23 protein-coding genes and 1 pseudogene are annotated in these 25,884 nt (G+C 40.7%); 17 read left to right on the top strand and 7 right to left on the bottom strand.

Features of this window, described 5'->3' with window-relative positions:
* The first annotated feature begins 98 nt into the window (after positions 1-98).
* The 4 genes from ACPUYX_RS03005 to ACPUYX_RS03020 all read left to right on the top strand — a co-directional run bounded on the left by ACPUYX_RS03005 (position 99) and on the right by ACPUYX_RS03020 (position 5,419).
* On the top strand, positions 99-788 hold the full coding sequence (locus ACPUYX_RS03005; protein WP_088224741.1) for a response regulator transcription factor: 690 nt from the start codon (positions 99-101) through the stop codon (positions 786-788).
* Positions 788-2,620, top strand: a complete 1,833-nt coding sequence (locus tag ACPUYX_RS03010) for an ATP-binding protein (RefSeq protein WP_426378221.1) — start codon at positions 788-790, stop codon at positions 2,618-2,620. Before ACPUYX_RS03005 ends, ACPUYX_RS03010 begins: the two co-directional genes overlap by 1 nt.
* 82 nt (positions 2,621-2,702) lie before the next feature.
* Complete coding sequence (locus ACPUYX_RS03015) at positions 2,703-4,271, top strand: YifB family Mg chelatase-like AAA ATPase (protein ID WP_426378222.1); 1,569 nt, start codon at positions 2,703-2,705, stop codon at positions 4,269-4,271.
* Positions 4,272-4,612: 341 nt separating this feature from the next.
* Positions 4,613-5,419, top strand: coding sequence for an undecaprenyl-diphosphate phosphatase (locus tag ACPUYX_RS03020; protein WP_426378223.1), 807 nt, complete (start codon positions 4,613-4,615; stop codon positions 5,417-5,419).
* Between the two features lie 232 nt (positions 5,420-5,651).
* Here the strand turns inward: ACPUYX_RS03020 and ACPUYX_RS03025 are convergent, their stop codons facing one another.
* Positions 5,652-6,938: an Nramp family divalent metal transporter gene (locus ACPUYX_RS03025; RefSeq protein ID WP_426378224.1), complete on the bottom strand. Its 1,287-nt coding sequence runs from the start codon at positions 6,936-6,938 to the stop codon at positions 5,652-5,654.
* 169 nt (positions 6,939-7,107) lie between these two features.
* On the opposite strand from ACPUYX_RS03025, the gene ACPUYX_RS03030 reads away from it, so the two are divergent.
* From ACPUYX_RS03030 to ACPUYX_RS03070, 9 genes are all read left to right on the top strand, one after another.
* Positions 7,108-7,530: a metal-dependent transcriptional regulator gene (locus ACPUYX_RS03030; RefSeq protein WP_426378225.1), complete on the top strand. Its 423-nt coding sequence runs from the start codon at positions 7,108-7,110 to the stop codon at positions 7,528-7,530.
* Positions 7,531-7,832: 302 nt separating this feature from the next.
* The gene (locus ACPUYX_RS03035) at positions 7,833-8,492 is read left to right on the top strand and encodes a TetR/AcrR family transcriptional regulator (protein ID WP_426378226.1); all 660 of its coding nucleotides are present in this window, start codon (positions 7,833-7,835) and stop codon (positions 8,490-8,492) included.
* Positions 8,493-8,498: 6 nt separating this feature from the next.
* Positions 8,499-9,566, top strand: coding sequence for an HlyD family secretion protein (locus ACPUYX_RS03040; RefSeq protein ID WP_426378227.1), 1,068 nt, complete (start codon positions 8,499-8,501; stop codon positions 9,564-9,566).
* Positions 9,567-9,568: 2 nt separating this feature from the next.
* Positions 9,569-10,276: an ATP-binding cassette domain-containing protein gene (locus ACPUYX_RS03045; protein ID WP_426378228.1), complete on the top strand. Its 708-nt coding sequence runs from the start codon at positions 9,569-9,571 to the stop codon at positions 10,274-10,276.
* Positions 10,269-11,432 (top strand): ABC transporter permease, encoded by a 1,164-nt coding sequence (locus ACPUYX_RS03050; RefSeq protein ID WP_426378229.1) that lies wholly within the window; start codon positions 10,269-10,271, stop codon positions 11,430-11,432. Before ACPUYX_RS03045 ends, ACPUYX_RS03050 begins: the two co-directional genes overlap by 8 nt.
* Position 11,433: 1 nt before the next feature.
* Positions 11,434-12,642 (top strand): ABC transporter permease, encoded by a 1,209-nt coding sequence (locus ACPUYX_RS03055; protein WP_426378230.1) that lies wholly within the window; start codon positions 11,434-11,436, stop codon positions 12,640-12,642.
* A gap of 365 nt (positions 12,643-13,007) precedes the next feature.
* Positions 13,008-14,456: an MFS transporter gene (locus ACPUYX_RS03060; protein WP_426378231.1), complete on the top strand. Its 1,449-nt coding sequence runs from the start codon at positions 13,008-13,010 to the stop codon at positions 14,454-14,456.
* A 201-nt stretch (positions 14,457-14,657) separates the two neighbouring features.
* Positions 14,658-16,172 carry a methyl-accepting chemotaxis protein gene (locus tag ACPUYX_RS03065; protein ID WP_426378232.1) on the top strand — a complete coding sequence of 505 codons (1,515 nt, stop codon included), beginning with the start codon at positions 14,658-14,660 and terminating at the stop codon, positions 16,170-16,172.
* A 245-nt stretch (positions 16,173-16,417) separates the two neighbouring features.
* Positions 16,418-16,675, top strand: a complete 258-nt coding sequence (locus ACPUYX_RS03070; protein WP_426378233.1) for a TIGR03905 family TSCPD domain-containing protein — start codon at positions 16,418-16,420, stop codon at positions 16,673-16,675.
* Positions 16,676-16,785: 110 nt separating this feature from the next.
* On the opposite strand, the gene ACPUYX_RS03075 is transcribed toward ACPUYX_RS03070, so the two are convergent.
* Together ACPUYX_RS03075 and ACPUYX_RS03080 are read right to left on the bottom strand one after the other, a co-directional pair.
* Entirely contained in the window at positions 16,786-17,010 is a 225-nt protein-coding gene (locus ACPUYX_RS03075; protein ID WP_426378234.1) for a ferritin family protein, read from the bottom strand.
* A gap of 86 nt (positions 17,011-17,096) precedes the next feature.
* A pseudogene (locus tag ACPUYX_RS03080) lies at positions 17,097-17,687 on the bottom strand (transposase); the annotation flags it as partial.
* 405 nt (positions 17,688-18,092) lie between these two features.
* On the opposite strand from ACPUYX_RS03080, the gene ACPUYX_RS03085 reads away from it, so the two are divergent.
* Together ACPUYX_RS03085 and ACPUYX_RS03090 are read left to right on the top strand one after the other, a co-directional pair.
* A complete protein-coding gene (locus ACPUYX_RS03085) occupies positions 18,093-19,361 on the top strand; it encodes a two-component system sensor histidine kinase NtrB (RefSeq protein ID WP_426378235.1) in 1,269 nt (422 codons plus the stop codon).
* Positions 19,362-19,566: 205 nt separating this feature from the next.
* Positions 19,567-19,842 carry a hypothetical protein gene (locus ACPUYX_RS03090; protein WP_088187492.1) on the top strand — a complete coding sequence of 92 codons (276 nt, stop codon included), beginning with the start codon at positions 19,567-19,569 and terminating at the stop codon, positions 19,840-19,842.
* 76 nt (positions 19,843-19,918) lie between these two features.
* On the opposite strand, the gene ACPUYX_RS03095 is transcribed toward ACPUYX_RS03090, so the two are convergent.
* Positions 19,919-20,923, bottom strand: a complete 1,005-nt coding sequence (locus tag ACPUYX_RS03095; RefSeq protein WP_426378236.1) for a G1 family glutamic endopeptidase — start codon at positions 20,921-20,923, stop codon at positions 19,919-19,921.
* Positions 20,924-21,353: 430 nt separating this feature from the next.
* Here ACPUYX_RS03095 and ACPUYX_RS03100 point away from each other — a divergent pair, with 430 nt between their 5' ends.
* Together ACPUYX_RS03100 and ACPUYX_RS03105 are read left to right on the top strand one after the other, a co-directional pair.
* Positions 21,354-21,977: a hypothetical protein gene (locus tag ACPUYX_RS03100; protein ID WP_426378237.1), complete on the top strand. Its 624-nt coding sequence runs from the start codon at positions 21,354-21,356 to the stop codon at positions 21,975-21,977.
* A 248-nt stretch (positions 21,978-22,225) separates the two neighbouring features.
* Complete coding sequence (locus tag ACPUYX_RS03105; protein ID WP_426378238.1) at positions 22,226-23,197, top strand: polysaccharide deacetylase family protein; 972 nt, start codon at positions 22,226-22,228, stop codon at positions 23,195-23,197.
* Between the two features lie 109 nt (positions 23,198-23,306).
* On the opposite strand, the gene ACPUYX_RS03110 is transcribed toward ACPUYX_RS03105, so the two are convergent.
* The 3 genes from ACPUYX_RS03110 to ACPUYX_RS03120 form a co-directional block, all read right to left on the bottom strand.
* On the bottom strand, positions 23,307-23,699 hold the full coding sequence (locus ACPUYX_RS03110) for a MerR family transcriptional regulator (RefSeq protein WP_426378239.1): 393 nt from the start codon (positions 23,697-23,699) through the stop codon (positions 23,307-23,309).
* 19 nt (positions 23,700-23,718) lie between these two features.
* Positions 23,719-24,825 carry a DUF362 domain-containing protein gene (locus ACPUYX_RS03115; RefSeq protein ID WP_426378240.1) on the bottom strand — a complete coding sequence of 369 codons (1,107 nt, stop codon included), beginning with the start codon at positions 24,823-24,825 and terminating at the stop codon, positions 23,719-23,721.
* Between the two features lie 129 nt (positions 24,826-24,954).
* Positions 24,955-25,863 carry a ribonuclease Z gene (locus ACPUYX_RS03120; protein WP_426378241.1) on the bottom strand — a complete coding sequence of 303 codons (909 nt, stop codon included), beginning with the start codon at positions 25,861-25,863 and terminating at the stop codon, positions 24,955-24,957.
* Between the last annotated feature and the right edge of the window lie 21 nt (positions 25,864-25,884).

The raw sequence follows: 25,884 nt of genomic DNA on the forward strand, positions 1-25,884 counted from the left end.
TTCATCTAATTTTCACAAAATAACCATGATAACGTGGTAAACTAAAAACGAATACCCAAGAAAAATCTTGCATCAAGTTTTCAAAGGGGAGTTATAACGTGGATCCAATTCTAATTGTTGATGATGAAGAACGAATTCGTAGTTTGGTTAGATTGTACCTTGAACGGGAAGGGTTTTCGGTTGAAGAGGCAGAGGATGGTAGTGTTGCCCTGTCTAAATTTAAAGCAGGCCAATTCTCTTTATTAATTGTTGATCTAATGATGCCCGATGTTGATGGCTGGCGGGTTTGCCGTGAAATACGCGAAAGCTCAGGGATTCCCATTATTATGCTGACGGCACGCGGGGAAGAGTTTGATCGTGTCCTAGGCTTGGAACTGGGTGCAGACGATTATTTAGTCAAACCATTCAGTACGAAAGAATTAGTCGCCAGAGTTAAGGCACTTCTGCGCCGGTCCAGCGGTCAGCTGCACACAGTTTCTTCGGAAATAACTATTGGCTTGCTCAACATTGATAAAGAAAGGCATCGCGTCACAATTGGCGAAGAGGTGATAAACTTAACCCCTTTGGAGTTCGATTTACTCTATTTTCTCGCCAAAAATCGAGGAAGAGTTTTTTCCCGTGAGCAACTCATGGAAACGGTATGGGGATATGATTTTTATGGAGATGCTCGTACAGTGGATACCCATGTCAAAAAATTAAGGGAAAAATTGGCCCATCCTACTATTAAAAAAATGCTGGTTACAGTATGGGGTGTTGGTTATAAATTTGATCCGGATATGGTGTCCTGATGAAATGGAGAAAACGGCGTTCTTGGACCATCTCCATAAAACTTTGGATGGCTATGACCCTCTTGATTCTTGTGGTCCTGGGAGGATTAGGAGTTACTATTACTTGGCTGTTCGGGGATTTTTATTTGCACCAAAAACTTGATTCTCTTCAAACTGAAGCAACAGAAGTTTCGGCCCAATTAGCTTCGATCCCTAGCTGGAGTGAACGTTTAAGCTTATTGGAAACCTTTAAACTTACTTCAGGAACCCAGCTGGTTTTACTTGATCCTCAAGGAAATATTCTTGTGATCGCGGGATCAACATCAAGTAAAAATCAAGGAATAGGACTTCGAGGACCTATCGGCGAGATTAATGGGTTACTTGGGGGCTGGACGCGATCCTTGCTCCCTTCTGATTTTTTTTCCGACGACAATTTAGCGCAAGTCCTTGCCGGCAATACCATCTCGATTAAAGCTCTGCCCGCCAGTGGGGAGGGTCAAGCCATGCTCATAGCGGCGGCACCTGTCGGAGCAAAACCGGTGCAAGCCGTTGTTTTACTGGGTAGTTCACCAATTCCTATCCAAGAAAGTATCGCAACCTTTCGGCGCTTGATCGTTTATGCGTCCTTAATTGCAGTGTTTCTCGCTACAATAGTCAGCCTCATTTTTGCCAGGCAAGTAACGAGGCCTCTTGCTTTGATGCAGCGAAGTGCTTCGAGAATGGCAAAAGGCGATTTTTTGCCGATCCAGGGAGTAACCAGTCAAGATGAAATTGGAGAACTGGCTGAAGTTTTCAATTCTATGGGGGAAAGTTTAAAAAACCATATGGAATGGCTTTCGCAGCAAAAAAACCTGCTTCAGGGTATTATTGAAAGCATTAGTGATGCTGTCGTCATGTTAGGCTGTGACGGATCGATACTTTATGCCAATGACACAGCAAAAGCATTATGGCAAGAGCAAGAGGCGGAACTCCAAGATCGGAAACTTCAAATTATTAATTTTTTGCAGGCCATGAGAGAAACCGAAGAGCAAGCTGAAAATTACGGAACTCTAACGTTAGGGCTGCAAGTCCTTCAGGTAATCATGGCACCTATGACAGAGACAGAGGGATTTCGAGGACATGTTGCCGTTCTTCGCGATATAACTGCCTCGCTGCGGGCGGAAAAGGCAAGACGTGAATTTTTGGCCAGTGTCACCCATGAACTAAGAACTCCGCTCCATCTTATTCAAGGGTACTTAGAGGCAATCCAGGATGATGTGATACCTAAGAACGAACGGGGAGAATATATTGACTTGGTCTTGGAAGAGGCGAAACGCTTAGCCCGTTTAGTTAAGGATCTGCAAGACATTAATTGGCTGGAGCGGGGACAGAGTTTACAGCCGGTTGTCTTAGATCTGGAGAGCTTTTTAAGTGAAGTTTACCAACGTTTTCAGGGCAGAGCTCAAGATTTAGGCTTAACGTTGGAAGTCGCCAAAGGTTCGGGAAAAATCATGGCGGATCCTGATCGCCTTTTACAGGTATTTATTAATCTTTTGGACAATGCAATGCGCCATACCCCGCAGGGTAAAACGGTTCGAGTCCTTTTTAAAGATCATGAAAATCATGTCCAATTTGCTATCCAAGATGAAGGAGAGGGGATTCCGCGGGAAGCGCTGCCCTATATCTTCGATCGCTTTTTCCGGGTTAATAAAGCACGCACTAGAAAAGACGGAGGAATGGGACTAGGTTTAGCGATAGTTCGTCAAATTGTAGAAGCTCATGGAGGACAGATAAAAGTGGAAAGCGACATGGGAAAAGGGACGACCTTCCTTATAATATTGCCCAAAGATTTCAATGGCCCCTCCTTAGAATAAGATGTATTTTTTTGATTATTCTGGAAGGATTAAAGACTCTTAAAGCGAACATTTTACTATTGCCTTTTTGGGGGAGAGTGTGATGTTCGCTTCAATTTACGGAATGACCGTTTTAGGATTACATGCTCACTTAATTCGAGTAGAAGTTGATGTGTCTAACGGCTTACCTAGCTTTGAGATTGTAGGGTTAGCAACCACTGCTGTTCGAGAAGCTCGTGACCGAGTGCGCTCTGCGATAAGAAACTCAGGTTACCAGTTTCCCTTACAGCGGGTCACCGTTAATTTAGCTCCGGCAGATTTGCGTAAACAGGGATCAGGACTTGATCTGCCAATTGCCCTTGGGATTCTCGCAGCAACAAATCAATACCGTGGCGCCTGCCTGGATCATTATGTATTTACAGGCGAATTGTCTTTGGAGGGATCTTTAAGGCCTGTTCCAGGTGTGTTAACCATGGCTATTTCACTGTATCAGGATAATCAACAGTATGAATCAGAATCGACGAGGAAGACAAGGGAGCTGTCTCTGATAATTTCTCCAGAGAATCTGGCCGAAGCCCGCCTCGTGACAGCATTAGAAACCCACAGCGCCTCAACCTTAAAACAACTCATTGCGGCCTTAGAGGGTGACCATGATTTTGAAGATGAACGGTCGCCTAAAGGATCTCCTGGCGAAGAAATAGCTCATGGAAGTCAGGTTGATTGGACAGATATTCACGGACAGCAACATGTAAAACGCGCTTTGGAGATTGCAGCGGCAGGGGGCCACAATGTTATTCTAGTAGGTCCGCCGGGATCGGGCAAGACACTGCTCGCCAAGGCCTACTCAGGAATACTTCCTCCATTAAGCGAGAGTGAGAGCCTTGAAGTAACGCAGCTCTACAGCGTCTGCGGCTTGCAGCCCTGCAATGGTTCATTAGTTCAGTATCGCCCTTTTCGCAGTCCTCACCACACTATTACAAAAGTCGGGATGATTGGCGGGGGGCGTGATTTACGCCCGGGTGAATTAAGCTTTGCCAATTATGGTGTTCTATTTCTGGACGAGCTGCCTGAGTTTTCCCGCGAAGTTTTAGAATGTCTTCGCCAGCCTTTGGAAGACCGGGAATTGACAATATCACGTCAATCAGGCAGTATTACCTATCCCGCTCACGTTAGTGTCATTGCTAGTATGAATCCGTGTCCCTGCGGTTTTTTTAGTGATCCCGCCAGAGAGTGCCGTTGTACGCCTCTGCAGATTCAGAACTATCGAGGGAGGATTTCCGGACCCCTTTTAGATCGCTTTGATATGCATATTGAAGTACCACGGCTAAATTACTCGGAATTAAGGAAGGTCAGCGGCTCCCAAGAATCATCGGAGATGGTGAGAAAGCGAGTGATAGCTGCTCGGGAAAAACAGTGGGCCAGGCTTGGACCCGCAAAAACGAATGCCGAGGTGACTGCGAAGGAAAGCAAGGAGTTTGGTCGCTTAACTCCGAAAGGAGAGGACCTTTTGCAGAGGGTTTTTGATGGACAGGGCTTAAGTGCTCGAGCTCATGACCGGATTTTAAGAGTAGCTCGTACAATTGCCGATCTCGGAGGCTCTGCCGCTATACATCCGGAGCATTTGGCTGAAGCTATACAGTATCGTGCTCTGGACAAACGGTTACAGTTATAAGAAGAATTTCATCAGCACATTATGATAGGATGATTGAGTAACATATGAAATATTTTAAGCAATTTTAAAGGGAAAAGTGGTAAGATATAAAGGTATTACATAAAGGTAAAATTAGAAAGGAGTAGAAGTTCAACGCGATCCATTCATGATCGGTTCGCTTCAAGTTTTAAGTTGGCAACAATGCTGATCGTTTATGGCGTTAATTAAATTAAAGCTGAATAGATGAAAATTTCAATAGACTCTTAAAGGTCAGAGAAGGCATAGTAGAGCCTAATTCTATCTGTATGAGGGCTAATTAATGGTCCAAAGTGTCTTAAAAAAATAATGGAGGTTTTAAAAAGGTGAGTCTAATAATCAAAGCAATCATTTTAGGTATAGTTGAAGGGATTACTGAATTTTTACCGGTTTCCTCTACCGGTCATTTAATTATCGTCAACGAATTTATTAATTTTACCGGAAATTTTGCCAAAATGTTTGATGTAATTATCCAGCTTGGCGCTATTCTTTCTGTCGTCGTTTATTTTTGGCATAAACTTTTCCCCTTTGGAAGGCATAAATCGCGACTGGAAAAGGCTGAAATCTGGGACATATGGAAAAAGACGATTGTTGGAGTACTGCCTGCTTTGTTTATTGGGGCAATTTTAGGAAAACGCATTGAAGACAAGTTATTTACGCCGGTGGTCGTTGCCTTAGCTTTACTTATTGGCGGTATTATCTTAATCGTTATCGAAAGCAAAAACACTGGTGGGAAAATCAGTTCTATTAAACAATTAAGCTATAAGACAGCCTTGAGCATTGGTTTTATTCAGTGTTTGGCCATGATCCCAGGGACTTCAAGGTCCGCAGCGACAATTATCGGAGCGATGCTTTTGGGTTCTTCGAGGCTGGTAGCTGCAGAATTTTCTTTTTTTCTTGCTATTCCCACAATGGTTGCGGCATCAGGGTACTCACTCTTAAAAATAGGTTTTGGGATGACTGCAGATCAGTTGTTGTTGCTGGCAATCGGCTTCGTAGTATCGTTTATCGTTGCCTTATTCGTTATTTCAGGTTTCATGAATTACATTTCCAAGAGGGACTTCAAACTATTTGGATATTATAGGATCGTTTTGGGAATTCTCGTATTGTTATATTTCAGCTTTTTAAAGTAATTTGTTGAGCAACGTTGAACATCGTGACTTCGATGGGAATTCTTCCCTAAGGAAAGTGGCCCGGGGTCCCACTTCATCTAGAAGATGTAGGAGTTTGACTGGATGAGTAGAATATTAAAGAACTGTAAATGTTTACGATGGGCCGGAGTAGATTCTCCGGCCCTTTTAATTTGGAAATTTATCCAATTTTTAAGTCCCCACTTCTGCAAGCGGGAGTGGTATCTATACGTTGCTACACATTACCTGTGAACGTCAGGTAAAGCAGAACTAAATTTAGTCCTACAATAAGGCTAGTAATTATCCAGCCTACTATTTTGGTAAGAGGTTTATTGACGAAACTACCCATCAAGTCTTTGCGGCTGGTAATCATCAGCATTGGTACAATAGCGAATGGCAAGGCAAAGCTCAAAACAACTTGGCTCATAACGAGAGCATACATGGGGTTAACACCTGAAGCGATGATGAGTAACGCAGGCGTCATAGTTATTAACCTCCGTATGTTGACAGGGATACTTAACCCAACAAAACCTTTCATAATAGTTTGTCCGGCCATTGTACCTACTGCAGACGAGGATAAACCAGATGCCAGTAAAGCGATTCCAAAAGCACCGCTGGATAGTGTTCCCAGAAGAGGTTCCAGGGATTTATGCGCTTCTTCAATAGTATCTACAGCCATGCCATTCCTGAAAAATACTGCTGCAGCGACTATAGCCATCGCAGCGTTGACAAGAAAGGCAATATTCATGGCGATGGCAATATCAATTCTCTCCATGCGCAGGTGTTTTCGTTTCTCTTCCTCTGTTTTATCCCTATTTCTTGCTTGCACTAACTGTGAGTGAAGATAGATTACATGCGGCATTACTGTTGCGCCAAGCATTCCAACGGCAATTAAGACAGCATCACCATTGGGGAGTGATGGGACAAGAGTATGGATGCCTACCTGAGACCAGTCCGGTTTGGCCAAAAAAACTTCAAGGGTGTAAGCAATAGTAATAACTGATACTAATGTACCAATAATCCACTCGACAACTCTTTGCCCGTATTTTTCCATATAGACAATTAAGAACGTAAGAGCGCCTGTGAGGAGACCGGCATAAATCATGGGGATCTTAAAGAGTAGATACAATCCTAATGTTCCGCCCAGAAACTCTGCAAGGTCTGTTGCCATGGCAGCAAATTCCGCTTCAAGCCAAAAGAACCAATTCAATCTCCGGGAGTAAATCTTCGAACACATCTCTGGCAGGTTATGACCGGTAGCAATGCCTAATTTTGCAGAAAGACTTTGTAAGAAAATGGCCATTAAATTGCTCCAAAGAATGACCCAAATAAGGCTGTAATTAAATGTTGAACCTCCGCTGATATTTGTGGCGAAGTTACCAGGATCAATGTAGGCAACGCTTACAATAAATGCCGGACCTATAAATTTGAGCATACTTTTTGCTTTTGTCGCAAAAGTTTCTTTTGGCAGCGATAATGGCAATGAAAGCGATGGTCTGGATAAATTAAACCCTTCACTCATTATTTTACCTCCCTTGTTACATTTGGATCGAAAATCTGTTCATCTAAAAAAACATACTGCTATACCTGGCCGGCATAATTATAGAGAGAATGATTTTACCCTGAAGTCCGACAAGGACTCAAAGAGTATAAAAGGTAGAGGGACAAGGCTATCAAAGGAAGTGTCGTGCGTGCTGACACCCAGCTTGGAAGATTATTTGGAGGAGATATATCGGTTCTCTTTAAGCCAAAACACTGTTCGGGTTTCGGATATCAGTAAAAGGCTTAACGTTGCTTTACCATCAGTTACTAAAGCCCTCTATAAATTGAGAAATGAAGGCTATATTAAATACGAAGCATATGGCGAAATCAAGCTTACCGATAAAGGAAAAGAGTTTGGGGACTACCTAGTAGCGAGAAACCAATTATTGCAGGAGTTCCTTGCCCTCATATGTAGCCAATGCAATTTTGCTGCTGAGGCCGAAGCAATGGAGCACTACCTTTCAATAGCAACGATTGATGCCATTAAAACTCTGGTGGACTTCATTAAAGCGAATCCGTCCTGGCAACAAGCGTTTAAGGATTTTAAGATTAAAGACGCAACATCATCTTAAAAAATAATGAGCAGGGATATAGAATAAGCATTCAGGTGACCTCCTTATGTTATTCTTCTGGTTAACTAGGTTAGCTCTAGCTAACTTGAAGTCTTTGGCTTGAAAATAGAATACGTAGGAAATTTAAAACTGCTACTTTTGGATTTTGGCAATATTGTCCAGAGAAAATGAAGTGTGTAAAAACATTCCTGTTGCCATAAAATTCCTTGACGAATAATTGCAGACCTATTAAAATAATCCTTAATACATAAGTAACTAACTGGTTACATACTTTTCGATTCTAATGGGGGAAACAAGGGATAATGGGTGCTAAAGAAAAAGGTTTTAAGAAGGTCGATGGGCGGGGACAGCGTTCTGAAGAGAGCCGAGGACGGATTTTAGATTCTGCTACAAGAATCTTTGCAGAGAAAGGACTTGATGGTGCACGAATTGATGAAATAGCGGAGGATGCGGGAATTAACAAACGTATGCTCTATCATTATTATGGCAGTAAGGAAGACCTGTATGGAGAAGTCTTACGTTTTAACTACGAAAAAATCTATACCTTAAGCAAAAATGCTTTTAAATTAGCTGATGATCCAAAAGAAAATGTTACGCGGGCAGTTCGGGCCTACTTTTACTTTCTGGCTAAGAATGAGGACTTTGTTCGGCTTACCAGTTGGGAAGCACTTAATGGCGGTCGGTTTGCTAGAAAGGTAATTCCGCAATTCTTTGATCTTGTTGAATTAGAGTTCGGTGACATTATTAAGGATGGCATCAAACGAAATTTCATTCGACCGGATACGGATATTCGTCAGGTGATTGTGAGTGTGCAGGCTTTGTGTCTTGTTTATTTTAACCGACGTGAGATTGTTCAGCCTCTTTGGCAGGAAGATTTACTTTCTGAAAAAATGCTCGAGGTAAGACTACAGCATATATTGACCCTGATTTTTGATGGAATTTTTAGTCATGAGGAGGAATAGAGACTGATGGATGCTTTAGCTAGAATTAATTTCAAAAAACTAGGTATTTTCATTTTGTTCATGGGAATTATCGGGGGAAGTCTGGCGATTTTTAATCAGTACTTCTACAAACATCAAGTCGCTTTGGCTGATGAACAACAGAGCCTGACGGCGACAGGCACTATTGAAGCTACGGATGTGATGGCTTCGTTTAAGGTTCCAGGCAAATTAGCCAAAACGTTGGTGGATGAAGGCAGTCAAGTAAAAGCTGGACAGGAAATAGCGTCCTTGGAAAGTGAAGAAATCAGTTCCGATGTTGTGACTGCCCAAGGTGCTTATAGCGCTGCTCAGGAGGATTCTCAGCGAGCGGCAGATGCGGTTCCTTTGACAAAGCAGCAGGTTGAGAGCACGATCGCCCAGACTCAAGCTAAAGTAGCCCAAGCTGAAATAGGTGTAAAAGATGCAAAACTATCCTATGACCGGGCTACAGAGCTGTTTAAAGGAGGAGCTGTTCCTCAGAAGACACTCGATGATGCGACAAATGCCTATGATTTGGCCCAAAGCAAGCTTCAAGAAGCTCAAGCCGCTCTGCAACAGGCTTTGTCAGCTCAGAGCAATGTAACAATCGCCCAGGCACAATATGCTGCAGCTCAGGGTGCAGTTAAGCAAGCGAGCGGGGCAGTGGATAAAGCGACAGCCTATCTTAACGATACTCATTTGCTTTCCCCGCTGACCGGCTATATTACTAAAAAGTACCTTCAGGCCGGTGAAATGTTAAATGCCGGTACTCCTGTTTATGAAATTACGGATTTAGCAAATCCATATGTGAATGTTTACATTAGCGAAACAAAAATCGGACGCGTTCATTTAAATCAGGAAGCAGACGTTACAGTGGATGCTTATCCGAACCGGGTCTTTAAAGGAAAGGTAGTTTTAATCAATGGGGCTGGAGAATTCGCAGTAAAAAAAGCAATAAATGACCAGTACGAACATGACATTCAAAGTTTTGAAGTTAAGATTAATTTGCCAAATCAGGATTTGGCCTTAAAAACAGGGATGACGGCAAAAGTTAAGATCGTAGAGGGGGCTAAGTAAACATGGAGCCAGTAATTAGGGTTAATAATCTGGTACAGAACATTGGCCGCAAACCCCTTTTAAATGGAATCACTTTTGAAGTCATGGCCGGAGAGTGTTTGGGCATTTTTGGCACTCGAGGAGCGGGCAAGACGTCTCTGATGCATATTTTAGCGGGAGTTGATCGTTATTCTTCCGGTCAGATCGAAATATATGGGTATAATATAAGAAAAACTGAGAAATTTAAACGCGATATCGGACTTGTAACTCAAGTAAACAGTTTGTTTCGCGATATGACTGTCGTTGAAAATCTTGATTTCATTGCAGCTCTAAAGAAGGCACCAAGGGCTAATGTTCTTGAAATGATTGAACGATTTAATCTTCAGGAATTTCTCTCTAAACCGGCAGCAGTTTTAGACATTGGCGCTGTGCAAAGGCTTTCCTTGGCTTGCGCAATGCTCAATCGGCCGAAATTATTACTCGTTGATGAAATTATGAAAGATATCGATTTCCATTCCCGCAATCTTATCTTGAGAGAGCTGGAACAATTTTTAGCAGCAGGTGGGACTTGTGTGAGCTCAATTAGTACTTTGACTATTTGTGATTATATGGACAAAGTCGCCTGGTTAGAGGGTGGAACTATAACCCTCTATGATTTGCCAGAAGCCCAAGCGGAATGGGACAGGCAGGAGAAATATTACGCAGAACAGAGTGGTCGTTGTCATGCTTAAACAGTGTCGTGCAGTTTTAGAGCGTGAACTATTCTATATGTGGCGGGACAAGAGCTTGCGTCATATTTTGCTCATTGGTCCTTTGCTCGGACTGCTGCTGTTTGCAGGTGTCTATAGCTATCAACGGATAGGTGATATACCAACGGGGATCGTGGATCTGGATAACAGCAGCACAAGCCGGCTAGTTGTTAGTGAACTGAAAAATACTCAAAATTTACAGGCAGCAGCCTATTTTGACAGTTTTGCTCAACTGGAGGAGTCCATTAAAAGGGGAGAAGTAATTGTCGGGGTTGTCATTCCCGATAACTTTGGCAAAAATGTTGCCTTACATCGGCAAACTAAGGTAGCAGTATTTATTGACGGTATGAATATGGCTTATGCTACCAATGCCTCCAGCGCCATTTTGACTGTAACAAGAACTTTTGGGGCTCAAGTGGGGATTCAAACTCTAATTGCCCAGGGAATTCAGCCCAATCAAGCCCAAGAAGCCTATCAGTCCATCGCTTTTCCAGAAGAAGCATGGTTTAATCCAACGTTGAATTACGCTTATTTTACGGTTTTAGGTTTTGCCTTAAATATTTGGCAGCAATGTTTGACCCTCGCTGCCTGTATGACCATTATCGGGGAGAATGGTTTGGCCAGCTGGTTTCAAATTAAAACTTCCGGAATATCTTCAGCAGTGCTTTTTTTCTGTAAATCGCTGGTTCACATAGGTGTTTTTATGCTGGTCGTTTTACCGCTCTATTATTTGGCTTTTGTAGTTTTTAAGCTCCCGTTGGCCTGTGGATGGTTGAATTTATTGTCATTCACCTTGATTTTTACTATTGCCCTGCATAGCCTTGGCATGATGATGTCTAGTATTTCGCGAAACGCTGTGAATGCTACGCGCTATGGAATGATTATTGCTTTGCCGGCCTTTGTAATTTCGGGTTACACCTGGCCCCTCGAAGCCATGCCGCAGTGGTTTCAGCATGTGGCTTGGCTCCTTCCTCAAACCTGGTTTTTTCAGGGGATAAATTATTTGACCTTTAAGAATCCGGGCTGGGGATTTATGAGTCACTACTATTTGGCTTTAGGATTGATGGCTGTTCTTTTCTATAGCGCAGCGGCCTTACGCCTTATGGTTGAGAATCTTTTGCCTAAGGGGGGGATATGATGTGAAACAGATTTTAAACATTGCTTACTACGAAATGATGCATATCTTAAAGGAGCGGGTTCTTTTCCTAATGATTTTTCTAGTACCGCTTCTCTACGCCTCGTTATTTGGCCTCGTCTACGTTTCAGGTATTCTGCAGCATGTACCTCTTGGGATTGTTGATCTTGATCATTCTAAGGAAAGTCGTGCTGTTGTTTCTGCTTTTGAAAATACCCCTAATTTTAAAGTGGTTCCGGAAGTAAAATCGTATACAGACTTAGAAGCGGGAATGAAAACCGGTTCGGTTCGAGCGGGCGTTGTAATACCTGAAGATTATGCTCAGAAATTATCTCAGCATCAACTCACCCAGATTTTGACGATTTATGATGGGTCTAATCTTATCTATGGGTTTAATATTCGTAAGTACTTGCAACAAGTTCTTAATACCTTCAGTGCTGATCATACTGCTGCTTACCTCAGTGGTTTAGGCATGACGAAACAAGAGATCACGAACGTCATGGATACAGTATCCTACAGTATGCAGATCTGGTACAACCCGACCTTAAGTTATGCTACCTTCATCTATATGGGCTTAGCTCTTATGATTTTTCAGCAGATCGGTTTGCTTGGCATTGGTTTGACGGTGACTCGGGAGAAAGAACAGCATACTTGGGTTCAGTTTCTTTGTGCCGCCGTTTCGCCATGGAAGATCTTTTCGGGTAAAGCTCTGCCCTATTTTATTGCCAATTTCTTCAACTATGGTTTAGTGATGTGGGTTGCGGTGCGTTTTGTTAATGTCAAGATCGAAGGTTCGGTGGGCCTGATTGTTCTCTTGGGCTTGCTTTTTGACATTATTGTTGTCTCGGCAGGCTTTGTTGTTTCCGTTTACGTTCCCAATTCTTTATTAGTAACGAGATACTTGATGCTGATTTCAGTTCCCATTTTTGTAAGTTCGGGATATTCTTGGCCCAGTACTCATATACCGAAGATCATCAATGAATTAGTTCGCCTTATGCCTTATACTTGGATGGCTGAAGGGTTTCGTTTACTTACCGTAAAAAACTTAGGCCTTCCATATATAATTAATGAAATTCTGGTTCTAATAGTTATGGCTGCAATAAGCTTATTTTTCGCTCTGACCTTCTCGAAGAGAAGAAAACCCCCTGTCCAAACTGGTTTGGCCGTAAATGGAACGATTAGTTATCCTGATAAGTCTTGCTTGCGTTTATAGATCGGTTATTAGGTCGGTTATTTAACCATCACTGATGGGTACTAATCCTTCAACCATTCGGAAGTACTTCGACTCTTTAGAACAAGGGGGGAGAGGTACTTTTCTTCATCTACACGAAAAAGGTATGATTTTGTAAACATACCTTTTTCGTGTATTATAACTATAGTAAGTACATAAAGAATAAATAATTTGGGAAATGGAGGTATTGCTTTCAATAGATTCGGTAAGGATGGAATCCTTTAACCCATCTGGAATAGAACAAAAAATAGAACCAAAGCTGAGTTCTCTCTACATATGGGTTTGTCATTAAAGATTCAGTATTTGGGGTAATCTAACTTCAAATGAAGTAAGAAAGAGGTTTTAGCATGGCAGCAGCAAGCATAAGAGAACATCCCAATATTCGCTGGTTTATCCTCCTGACTGTATCAGTTGGCACATTTATGTCTACGCTTGATTCAAGTATCGTAAATGTGGCTTTACCTACAATATCAACTGCCTTTAAAACAGACCTCCAAACATTACAATGGGTTGTTACAGGATATTTATTAACGATCTCAAGCCTCTTGCCAATATTCGGAAGATTGGCAGACATCTTAGGCCGAAAACGTATTTTTTCAATTGGTTTTATTATCTTTACTGTAGGTTCAGCACTTTGCGGCTTATCAACAAACGTTTTTATGTTAATCGGTTTTCGCGTCTTTCAAGCCCTTGGAGCATCAATGCTTATGGCAAACTCTCAAGCTATTACTGTTGCCGCTTTTTCACCACATGAACGTGGACGAGCACTTGGATTAACAGGAACTACGGTTGCGCTCGGCTCTTTAACTGGACCGGCTTTGGGGGGATTAATAGTAGGTTTAGTGGGATGGGAATATATCTTTTACATTAATGTTCCTATAGGTATTATTGGTTTTATTGCTTCACAAATCATTTTACCTGATGATAAACCAACTGAAGAGCGCGAGCCTTTCGACGTTTCTGGTGCTTTTCTTTTTTCTATCGGGATGGTCGCTCTCCTTTTTGCAATTAATAATGGTGAAGACTATGGTTGGTATTCTGCTCCTATCCTTTTAGGAATTATAGCTGGCTTTATTCTTCTTACCTCATTTTTTGTTATTGAACAAAAAGTTAAAGCCCCAATGATTAATCTTTCACTTTATAAAATAAAGCCGTTTGCCATTGGCAATATTTCGGGTTTCTTGTCGTTTGTAGCGACATTTTGCAACACTATGTTAATGCCTTTTGTTCTCCAGCACTCGTTCAATTGGTCTCCGGAAAAAATCGGACTTTTGATGGCAACGTTTCCAGTTGTTATGGCAATTATTGCTCCAACAAGCGGTTATCTGTCGGATAAAATCGGACCGGTTTTTTTAACAACCGGTGGTCTTGTAATTACCGGTATGGGTCTCTTTTTTCTGGCGACATTAACTATCAAATCCCCTTTTTGGTATATTATGATTGGGACAATTCTCATGGGCCTTGGTTCGGGAATGTTTCAATCGCCTAATAACAGCAGTGTAATGGGTGCTGTTCCCAGGCACATGCTGGGTACTGCCGGAGGGTTGAATGCTCTAGTACGTAACGTAGGCATGGTGGTAGGTACAACACTGGCCGTTTCCGTTTTTGACGCACGCCAAAATAGAATATTGACTGGGTTAACAAAACCAACTCTTGTACAACAAGTTAGTGCATCTCTTTCTGCTTATCATACGGTAATGATTATTGGAGGTGTTGTTGCTCTTATTGCAGCGTTTCTTTCCATGAGTCGTAAGGGTTATCTTGCAAGTGATCTTAATAAAGTTCAACGTTCTTAATGTAATGTATAGAACTTGATGAGCGCTCAAACGCTTGAAAAATGCCGGAACGTGTACAAACGTTCCGGTTATGTTATTTTTATGTAAAAATTTTCAGATCTTAGAGGAAATCCATGGAATTGCGTAGAATCGGAAAAGAGTATTATAAAAAATTAATGCAAATAAAGAATTAATCAGATTTAGTAAATTATAGAAAGGGAGATGTTTTATTTGCCTATTTTCTCCAAAAAACCTTGTTACGAAGCGGACTATATTCTGAAATACGTGGAAAAAACGTTAAATGGCTTGAAGGTCGAGGAACCAAAGGTTGAATATCCGATTCATATATCATTTTTAAACTATTTTCGGCGGCTTTTTGAAAATGAAAAACAAATGGGAGCTTCAACAAAAGAACTTTTATCAATTACCGCATCGTTAAGTAGTTTTGATGTTGATATGTCGCATATTTCAAGCAAATTAATTGATTTTGCTAAGGAAATGTCTGTCCTTAGTGAATCAAATTTAGCGGTTGTTGAGGAAACAAATGCTGGAATGTCGGAAGTTAATAATACCGTGCAAAACACTTCGGAAACTCTTTCTCAACTATCTGAAGCATCGGCACAGTTAGTAAAGGGTAATCAAAATAGTCTTCAAGAACTAAAAGAGGTTAACCAGTTAAAAGAAGAAGTTATGGTTGACGCTGGTATTATGAGCGAAAAGGTTGATCAATTAGTTGATATGGCCAATAAGGTAAACGAGATTGTGTATGGAGTGGGAGAGATCGCAGAACAGACTAATTTACTGGCTTTAAATGCTTCGATAGAAGCGGCTAGGGCAGGTGAAAACGGAAGAGGATTTGCAGTTGTCGCAGAAGAAATACGAAAACTTGCCGACAATACCAAGCAGAGCCTTGAAGGCATGAAGAATTTTATGGCAAGCATCCAGAAAGCGGCTCAAGAGGGCAAACAAAGTATGGATAATACTATTTCCTTAACGGAAAAGATGAGTCATAAAATTGAAGTAATTACGGGTACTATGGAACAAGATGTTAGTATGCTGCAAACTACGATTACTGATGTGCAGCTAATAAGCGAGGCTATGGATGGAATTAGGACTTCAACGCAGGAAATTAACCAAGCAATGGATGTTTCCAGCCGTGAAGCAGAAAAGCTTACTCAAATGACCCAAGTAATTCATCAAGATGCTATGATAAGCGCAGATTATGCAAAGAAAATCTCTCAAATTGACGAGCAGCTTTCAAATATTGTGAAAAGGCAAATGAAGTCTTTACATGGAACCGTAAATGCAATGACGAACGATGAGTTTTTGGACAACATCCAAAAAGCTAAAATTGCCCATGATTCTTGGCTGAAAAATTTGAAGCGCATTGCTGAAGAAATGGTCGTTTACCCTTTGCAAACGAATTCAGCTAAGTGTGCTTTTGGTCATTTCTATCAATCAATGAACGTAACCCATCCAGCTATTAAAGATGAATGGAAAGCGATTGATGCTGTTCATGATGAATTTCATAAACTTGGTGAACGCGTCATTGACGTTGTTAATAAAAAACAGCAGCCTATGGCACTGGAATTGTATCGACAGGCTGAAGTCCTTTCGAATGAGATTTTCCGATATCTGGATGCTATTACAGAGAAAGTTGAAGAACTAACTAAACAAGGTACAACGTTGTTTGCAGGAAAAATGGAGGAAGCTTGTTCTAAATGTGCTGCATGTTAATCGAAAGACATTAATTAACGAGTTAAATGGAGATGCTAAAAAACAAATAACTTAAATGGAATGATTGTACAAAGATATTGGAAAGATCGTTTTGTTAGCATTATAATAACTAAATAAGTTTGGAAGAGTATCTAGTTATCCTTTTATCTTAAATTCTAGCGCTATCCGAAAACAAGGAGTGGGAGCAAAGAATTTATAATTTGTTGCAGCTATTATAGGGGCAATGAAATGAGGTTTTTGTTAATATGGGGAATATTCGCTTTATGCCACAGGGAGTATGTTCAAAGGAAATAATCTTTTCCATCATTGATGGTAAAGTCAAGAATGTGAAATTTATTAAAGGCTGCCCGGGAAATGCTCAGGGAATATCGAAGCTTGTGGAAGGAATGGACGCTGCAGAGGTTGCGCAGCGCTTAAAAGGAATCAAATGTCAGAACGGAACCTCGTGTCCGGATCAACTAGCCCTTGCGATAGAAAGTTTGTTCAAGGATCAACCTTTGTGAGGCTTCCCGCTTCTGCTGGTACGAATTAACTCTTGTGGGCGGTAACTACCTCAAAATTCAATTAGCAGTGAGATGTGTGCTCACTGCTAATTGTTGTTATATGGAGTAAGTTACTTTTTAGTAAGCTTTTTTATCTCTTCCTCGACTTCTTGTGCTCCTTGTGTATAAAATTTTTCTTCGTCGGGAGCCAATTCTTTTAGGAGTCTTATAAATTCGCCGGCATGAACTCTTTCCTCATCAGCAATATCCGTTAAGACTTCGATGGCCAATTGATTATCTATGGATTCAGCCAGCTGCATGTATAGCTGGATAGCTTCATATTCTGCAGAAATCATGAAGCGAATGGCTCTTATTAATTCTTGTTCGGATAGTTTGCAGTTTTTTGCTAGGCCGGAAAACGGATTTCCGAAATCAGGCATAATTTCGACCGTTGCCAAAACTTTATAAAAGTCGTTTCCATAACCACTTTACAAGGTTTGGTTTTCACTATTGTATTTGTGGCTTGATGGATATGATTATTTCTGATTCCGTTTAACTTTCGATGTTGCATACGGATTTGGTTTTCGACGTTTATAATGTTGCTGGTTTTGACGAAACGGTTTCCCTCCTTATTCATTTCATATTTACGAGAAACTTTACGTTGCAACCTGCGAAGCCGTTTCTCTAGCTTTTTAACACGTTGAGACTTATTGCTATTTTCAATTGTCATTCCATTAGAGCATACCGCAAGTTCTTTAACACCAACGTCAATGCCTATTATTTCATCCGTCAATTGCTCTATAATTTGTTTTTGCTCAATTCCTACACCGAGATACCAATACTTTCCGTCAAATGATACTCTAGGATTGGTGTATTTTACATCTATCGATAACTGCTCTGAAAAGTCTTAACCCATCCAACTTACTCAATTAGTACGATCCTAATTTTAACCTTTAACTTTTACGTTATCATTATAAAAGGATTGTTTTGACCTTTTCCTACTCTTAAATCTAGGTTTGTCAGCAAGATGCTTGGTAATGGTAAACCAATATAAATTATCAATAGAGTTTTACACACTTTTATAAAGATTTAATTAGTGATTTATCCCTCCTCTATTTTGGCCGTTAGTAAATAGGAAATCCAAAATAAAATATAATTCTGAATTCGACACATAATAGCAATCTCCTTTATATTTTAAATTTTATACAAAATGCAAGTGGTTGCCGTTTAGTGTTCCAAGAAATACGAATTATAAAAATTTTCTGTTCAGAAGAGGAAAATAGGTCTTTCTTGAAGAAGTAGCTTTTAATAGTTATTAATTGGAATTAAGAGTAATTCATTGCCTCGACAAATGACTGACTAAAAAGGAGGTGCGGGTGAGTTCCTAATCTCTGATTAGAAACATCTCAATGAATAAGTTTAGAAAGGAATGATTTTAATGATGGAAAATCAAAATAAACTTGTGGATTACTCATTGTATATTTACCCGGAAAAAAATATGATTAAATCGAAGTTCCTTTCTAAATCCCATGGTTTTATCGTTAAAAATGATAATACTCAACATAATCGACAACATTATCTGAACAGACTTGACAGAGTTAGTGGTTTAGGCAGAGAGACAATAGATTCTTTAAGCGAGATTAGCGTTCAAGAATCGTCAGGCTTAAAAAGGGACATTAGGCGCGATAATTTGCTCAGAAACTATCGCAAGCTTTTTGACCATTTTCATGACAGCTTATTAATCGTTAATTTAGAAGGGCAAATTCTTGAAGCTAATAGGGCGGCCTTAAAGACCTATGGCTATACTCGGGAAGAGTTATACTGCCTGAAAGTTCACGACCTTAGGGCGGAGGGGACAAAGGATCTTATTCACATTCAGCTGCGACAGGCAATTGAAAAAGGGATAACCTTTCAAACCTATCATGTTAGACGAAATGGAGAACGATTTTCGGTTGAAGTAAACTCCCAGCAAATTATGATTAGATCTGAAAAGCTATTGGTAAGTATTATACGAAATAGTGCAGAACAAAAGTGTTTGAAGATGGATTCTCTTAACAGAGAAGACTTAACTATCCTTGAAAAGATTGCTTCAGGGTTAGCCCATGAAATTAGAAATTCAATCACAGGTGTTCATGGATTTCTCCAACTAGCAATTCGCCAAAAGCTAACTCAGGATAAGTTCACAGAACATTGTACTCTAATGCTTCAGGAACTTAACCGCGCTAACTACATTCTAAGTCAACTAATTCTCGCCTCAAATGACAAGGTTCTCAACTTGGAACTTAAAAATCTTAATCAACTATTAAGAACGATGATACCGTCAATTCAAGTTACTGCCGAGGCGCAAGGCAAAATAATTAAATGTTATCTAGAAGAAATTCCGGATATTTTTTTAAATGAAAATGAAATTAAAGAATTGATTAGGAATCTAGTTGATAATGCCTTGGATTCTATTACAACAGGGGGGACGGTTACCATAACTACAACATCCTCAAATGAATTATTGGTTTTACAAATTCAGGATAACGGTCCCGGCATAATTCCGGAAATTCTAAATCAACTAGGGACTCCGTTCCTGACCACGAAGGAAAGAGGAATCGGATTAGGCTTAGTTATTTGTGAAAGCATCGTAGCTCGTCATAAGGGGACTATTAATTTTCAGACCAGTAACCTGGGGACGACTGTAAGAGTTTCCTTTAGTTTATGATCTTCTAAGAGAGAATAAAAGGTTACTGAAAAAGGTAAAGATACTTTGGTTTATAGAAGGAATATAAAGGAAAAGTGTAGAATGATAATTGTAAAGATGGTTAAGAATGAACATGGATTCATCATGCTTATTGAAACTATACAATAGTTAGTTCGCCTTGGCATATCCTGATAAAAGGAAACTCTTTGAGTAGGGGGGCAGGAGAATGAACGAAGATGTTGCAATAATTGAAGGTGTTTTTGACCTCCTCTTACCTGAAGTGCCATCGTCTCGATATAGATGGGGCAGAAAGGTTTGGCTTCGGGATATTGAAGTTGGGGCGAAAGGCAAACTTATATTTTTTGAAGATGGTGAATGCAATGTTACTAGTCTCAGCCGAATAAAAAGTATAAAGAGAACTTCGGATCACTTGGAAATTTATACGAATAGCAGTATCTATAAATTAAGGCTTCTTGCCAGCGAATCTGTTAAGGACGTGTGAATTGTTAAAATGCAAAAACCAGGCATGAATTTATGCCTGGTTATAATTGTGCGTCTGTTACAGGTTATGACGAGCTTTAAAAATCCCAAGTCCAGACAAATCCGTCATCTTGTGATCCCTGGGTGATAGAGACGTGAATCCAACTGGAAGGAAATCTCTGAGTTCTATTTGGACGATATCCTTGACTCCTTCCAGTACTTGAAGCTGAGTTTACAACATTGGTCGAGAATGATTCACCATCAGATCCAAGTTTGGAAGGAGCAATTAACACATCGCCGCTTTGGGAAACGAGGGCAACAGGCTGTACGTTGCCAATGGATTTTAAGGATTGTCCATTTACCATTGCAGAATGATAGGTGAACGATCCCATATTTGCTAAAGGATATAATTGTCCATTCTGATTGGAAGGATCTTCACTAATCCACTCAGCCGAAGTTCCAATTCCCTGTGCATAATCTGAACTTAATGTTACAGAAGGAATTGTTTGACCTGGCGTCTCACCATTAATGGTAAAGGTTAACGTCCATGTTGAGCTTGAGCCTGTGGAGGGGGCTATACTGGCACTAATGGTGGAGCCAATTGGGACAGTCATGACATTTTGGGCTGTCGAGGGCAATTTCTCCCAAAACACCTTAGCAACAGGCTGACCATTATCAATTTCTTCAATCGTCCCCATTTGCAAAAGATCTGTAGAGGATACTCCCCCTAAACCAATCCACTGGGCCGCTACGGCATCTGTTTGACTTGCACTAATAGTAGGAATCGTCCAGCTTCCGGAAACACTTGTATAACTCTCTCCGGTATCGGGAGTATTAATGTATCCTGCCCAATTCTCAGAGCCTTGGGTGTTTTCCGGAAGGGTAGTCGTAGTAGTCGTGGAATTGGAACTTTGTGGTTCTTGGAGTTGAGGAATTGGCATATGTTTGTGCTGGGAATTTCTAGACATTTCGAAAGAAGACGCCAGCTTCTGATTCGTTGCAGTGGGAATTGGCATTCCATTAGTAAGAGAGCAGGCCCCCAATCCAACAAAGACAGCTAGAGCAAGAATTTGCCCTTTAATTTTAATCGACTTAATTTTCAAATGGTATCTCCTCCTCTCTGGTTTAACTTAAAGAAGCATCAATGTTGCCTAGTCTATAAATCGTTGAATAGAGTTTTTAGGTCACCCCCATAAATACAAGGTGAATAATCTGTTGGTATTATTCTCTACGAATGGATAGAATCCTTCAAGGCAAATGATAGTTCACATTTTCTTAAGATAATGTTCACATTGTATTAAATCTTAGACCCACGTGTGAATAGGAGATGAAATGAACTGTCTGAAGGACTTCATCTGTGTTGCCATCAATAAGTTGACTTAATGGTTAGATGTCTGATCTGTATTTAAAGTTTGCCCAATTTTAGACTTTCACAGTTGCCATCTGTAATGATTTGAGAGAGAATGTAAGAGGTAAAGATGTGCAAGTTGTTCTTTTGAGGTATTAATTTAAAAAGTTTGAGAGGTAAAATAGATGAAGGTTCTGAAAACCATCGCTTCAATGCTGATTATTTTTGCCCTAATGGGATGTAGCGCTGCTAAAGTGAAAACAACAGCTTCAACAACGAATACAGAAACTCAAACCTCGAAATCACAAGCCTCTACCCCGCAGGGACAAGCTGCGTCTGCCGATCCAACGCCCTTAACGACGGTCTCCCTTAAGTGGATTGGCTTAGATAAGGATCAATTAAGTCCAAATGACCTAAAAACTGATGGACAACCGGATGGACATTTCCATCTGACTGTCCCATTTAACCAATCGTCAGCTGTAAAATCTATCTGGATTCGCTATTCTGAATTTGGCAAGTCTTTTAAATGGGGATGGATATATAACAAAAACCTTTCAATAGACGGATATAAGATGGCTGTTTTTGACAGCCTTGGTAATCAAATATTGCCTCAGAATGATAATGGGTACCGGGTAGACGGTTTAGCAGATTTCGATTTATATATTTCGGAACTCAATAATGAAAATGGGCGAGATACTTTTAAGTTTGAAAAAAACCAAACGTTCAATATGGAACTTGATTATGTCACGCAAGATAATCAGGTAGGTCAATATACTACCTCAGTTCAGTTAGTTGATTTTAATAAATAGTATTAGGGAAGGCTTTTTCCTAATAAATAAAGGCTCTCATTTTGGGTAATGAGGGCCTTATTTTTTGGCCTTTCGCTATGTTAAGGGAATTTCATTGTACATGATAGTATTAAAAAGAAGAGGTAATAAGCTCGGGGTGTCGAATAATTAGAATAAGGAGTGAAATTCCATAGAGCTTCATGCATAATGTCATTATTAGCCTCAAGATTATAGCTGTGTAGTTTAATCGGTATTAAGGATGTGAAACTATGAGGAGAAAAAAGGCAGTAATTGTTACCATTTTAACAGGCTTGGGCGGATTAATTGTTGGCCTGACGGTTTTAGGTGCTATGTGGTTTAACGGTAATGCGGCAACGAAGGCGTCTGTTGTTTCTCAGTCCTTGGGGAGTAGCAATAATTTACCTCCTAAGAAGGCTAAGACAATGAACGACGGAACGGATTCAAATTCTAGTAATTCCTTGCCTAACTCTGCTGAGACGTCTCCCCAAACAATGTCTTCACCTTCGTCTTCATCTTCACCCTCTCAAAGCCCTGCGACCAAGCCGGAAAAGCCGGAAGAGAATACCTTAAGCCAATCCTCAGCCACAGCAGATCATCTTAATGGCCCTGCAGCTGATGTTATTTGGTCTCTTCCTGCCACAGCGAACGCGGTGTTTATAACGGTAGATGATGGATGGTACCCGGATGACTCTGTATTAGGAATCATGCATGCCCAGCATGTACCGATCTCGGCCTTTTTAATTGAAAATGCTGCGAAGGAGCACCCGGATTTTTGGCGATTATTTGTTGCCGCAGGAGGAGACATCGAGAATCATACAGTATCTCATCCGGATCTGACGAAAAATTCCACAGCAGATGTGCTGAGCCAAATTAAAACTGCGCAAAGCTATTTAACATCATTTTCAACACCTACACTCTTCCGTCCACCCTACGGGGATTATAATCAAACAGTTTGTCAAGCTGCATATCAAGCGGGTATGAAACATTTAATCATGTGGAATGCAACCATGAGTGACAGTGGGCTTCAGACATATAATGGGAAACCCCTTGCTCCTGGAAGCGTGATTTTATTACATTGGAACGCTAATTTAGGGTTTCAGCTGCAAAAATTGCTTAATATTATAGCAAAGCAACATCTGGGAGTCGCTTCATTGCCTTACGCCTTGAATCATCCAAATAAGTTTCCTATCACTTGGCCTAAGGAAGAGGCTGCAGATTAAAGAACTTTCTTACCCAATTGGGACTGATTATTAAAAAGCTTCCCGACTGCGCAATACAATCATGCCAGTCAAGGAAGCTTTTTTAAAACCTGCGAATTACTGATTAGCGTTATAGTGAGTGTAATTGTCTGGTGTTGGGTGAAATGTTGCAGCTTTTATCATAACATTTAAGTTTATGATCAATCGTTTTAAGGTTTTCTTTTAAATCTTCCATCTGTTTTAGGACTTCTTTTCGATGGTCAATAAACATTTGTCGGCGAATTTCCAGGGTGTCATCCCCTAAAAGGCACCATTCAATGTATTGCTTGATTTGTTTAATAGGCATTCCGGTGTTTTTCAAACAACAAATGAGCTTTATCCAATCAAGATCATCATCTGTAAATTCTCTATTTCCCGTTTTGCTTCGATCGACAAAGGGCAGAAGACCTTCTTTGTCATAATAGCGAATGGTGTGTGCAGTAAGATCAAATTTTTTTGCGACCTGGCTGATCGTATATCCCATTAAAATACGACTCCTCTGATTAGATTGTAATCAATTCATATGCCTTGCTGCCCAGACCTAGTTTTACCGCATGGTCTATACCTACTTTCCAGTCGGTGCTTGGATTAACATCGGTAAAATGATCACTATGATTGTGGCCGCTTTTTTCGAGCAGACTTCCACTCATGACCGGCTGACGATTGACTGCGTCGGCGCAAGCTACATCGAGAGCAATCGGATCAAAGGAGGCAAACATCCCTACATTCGGAACAATCGGAATATCGTTTTCGGCATGACAGTCGCAGAAAGGAGAAACATCAATAACTAAGCTAATGTGGAAATGTGGGCGATCATGGAGAACGGCCCAGGAATATTCCGCCATTTTCTTATTCAAGATGTCATTAGATTCATCCCACGCTGGCAAAATCGCTCCAGTCGGGCAAACTCCAATGCAACGACCACAGCCAACACACTTATCATGATCGATAGACGCTTTATGATCAGCAACACTATTAGCACTATGAGCACAAATTTTTGTACACATACCGCAGCCAATGCACTGTTCCTGGGAAACATGGGGTTTACCATTACTGTGCATCTCCATTTTACCTGCTCGTGAACCGCATCCCATACCAATGTTTTTTAGGGCACCGCCAAAACCTGTAAGTTCATGGCCTTTAAAATGATTTAAAGAAATTATGATATCGGCATCCATAATAGCATGACCAATTTTCGCTTCTTTAACATATTCGCCGCCCTCAACAGGAACTAAAACTTCATCAGTCCCTTTCAGGCCATCACCAATGAGAAGGTGACAACCTGTAGAAAAAGGAGAGAAGCCGTTGACATAGGCAGATTCCAAATGTTCAAGAGCGTCTTTTCGTCCTCCCACATACAAAGTGTTACAATCTGTAAGAAACGGCTTTCCGCCTAGGTCTTTGATCATATCTACAACTGTTTTGGCGAAATTAGGGCGTAAATAGGCTAAATTTCCCGGCTCACCAAAATGGATTTTGATGGCGACGAATTTTTTGTCAAAATCGATTTGCTGCATTCCGGCAGTTTTAATTAAACGGTTTAGTTTTTGCTGCAAGTTTTCATTTATTGTTGTGTGTAAGTTCGTAAAATAAACTTTTGACTTTTCCATACATACTCCCCCAGTTTAAAACATTATTCATTTCATAGAATAAACCTTAGAGTCTACTCTAAGTCAAGCCGTTTTCTTTTAGAAAGGGTAAAATTTTTACAGAAAATCAAAATTTGTTTAGTTCAATCTCTAGCGATACTTTAAGGTTTTATGCTGCAGGTCTCGTCCTGTAATTGTATTTCTGAAAATCGTTCTGACGGTCTCAATGTAGTTTTCTGGATCTGTTAAGGAGGGACTATAGTGAGTGAGCCAAAGTTCGGCTGCGTGTCCTTCACGGGCGAGTAATGCGGCCTCAGAAAATGTCATATGCTTTTTTTGAATTGCTTTTTCCCGATCCTCTTCCTTGGCGTACATTCCTTCACAGATTAAAAGGTCTGAATTACTGATGAAAGTTACTAAGTCTTCTGTTGGCCTGGTATCTGTACAGTAACAAACTTTAATACCTTTTCTTAAGTCGCCCAAAACCATCTCTGGGCTAATTGTGTGATTCCCATAAGTTAAAGTAAAACCTTGCTGAAGGGACTTCCAATAATATACAGGAATATTTAGGGCTTCAGCCCTCGCGGCATTAAATTTTCTGCTCCGCGGCAGTTCGATAGAATAGGCCAAGCAGGCAAGGGAATGGTCGACAGGTAAACTTTTGATAAGAATTTGGTGAAGGGATGTTTCACCAACCTCAGCATCCGGCAATTCAATCAGTTTCAATTCGTAGGGCAGTAGAGGTGAAATGACTGTCAGGCCATCAACGATCTTTTTTAAGCCCGGAGGCCCGATTAGGGTTAGGTTTTCCGATCTTCCGGAATTGGCAACCGTCAAAAGCAGCCCAGGTAATCCGGCTATATGGTCTGCATGATAATGAGTAAATAGGATGGCATCGATAGCCTTAAAACCCCATGCCGCCATTCTTAATGGGATTTGGGTTCCCTCGCCGCAATCGACCAGAATCATTTTTCCGTTCCAGCGGATCAGAAGGGAAGACAGCCATCTTCTGGGAATCGGCAGCATGCCTCCTGTCCCCAATAAACAAACATCAAGCATTGATATCCCATCCTTCAGCGC

The sequence above is a fragment of the Desulfosporosinus sp. SYSU MS00001 genome, from assembly GCF_049943955.1.
GTDB lineage: Bacteria > Bacillota > Desulfitobacteriia > Desulfitobacteriales > Desulfitobacteriaceae > Desulfosporosinus.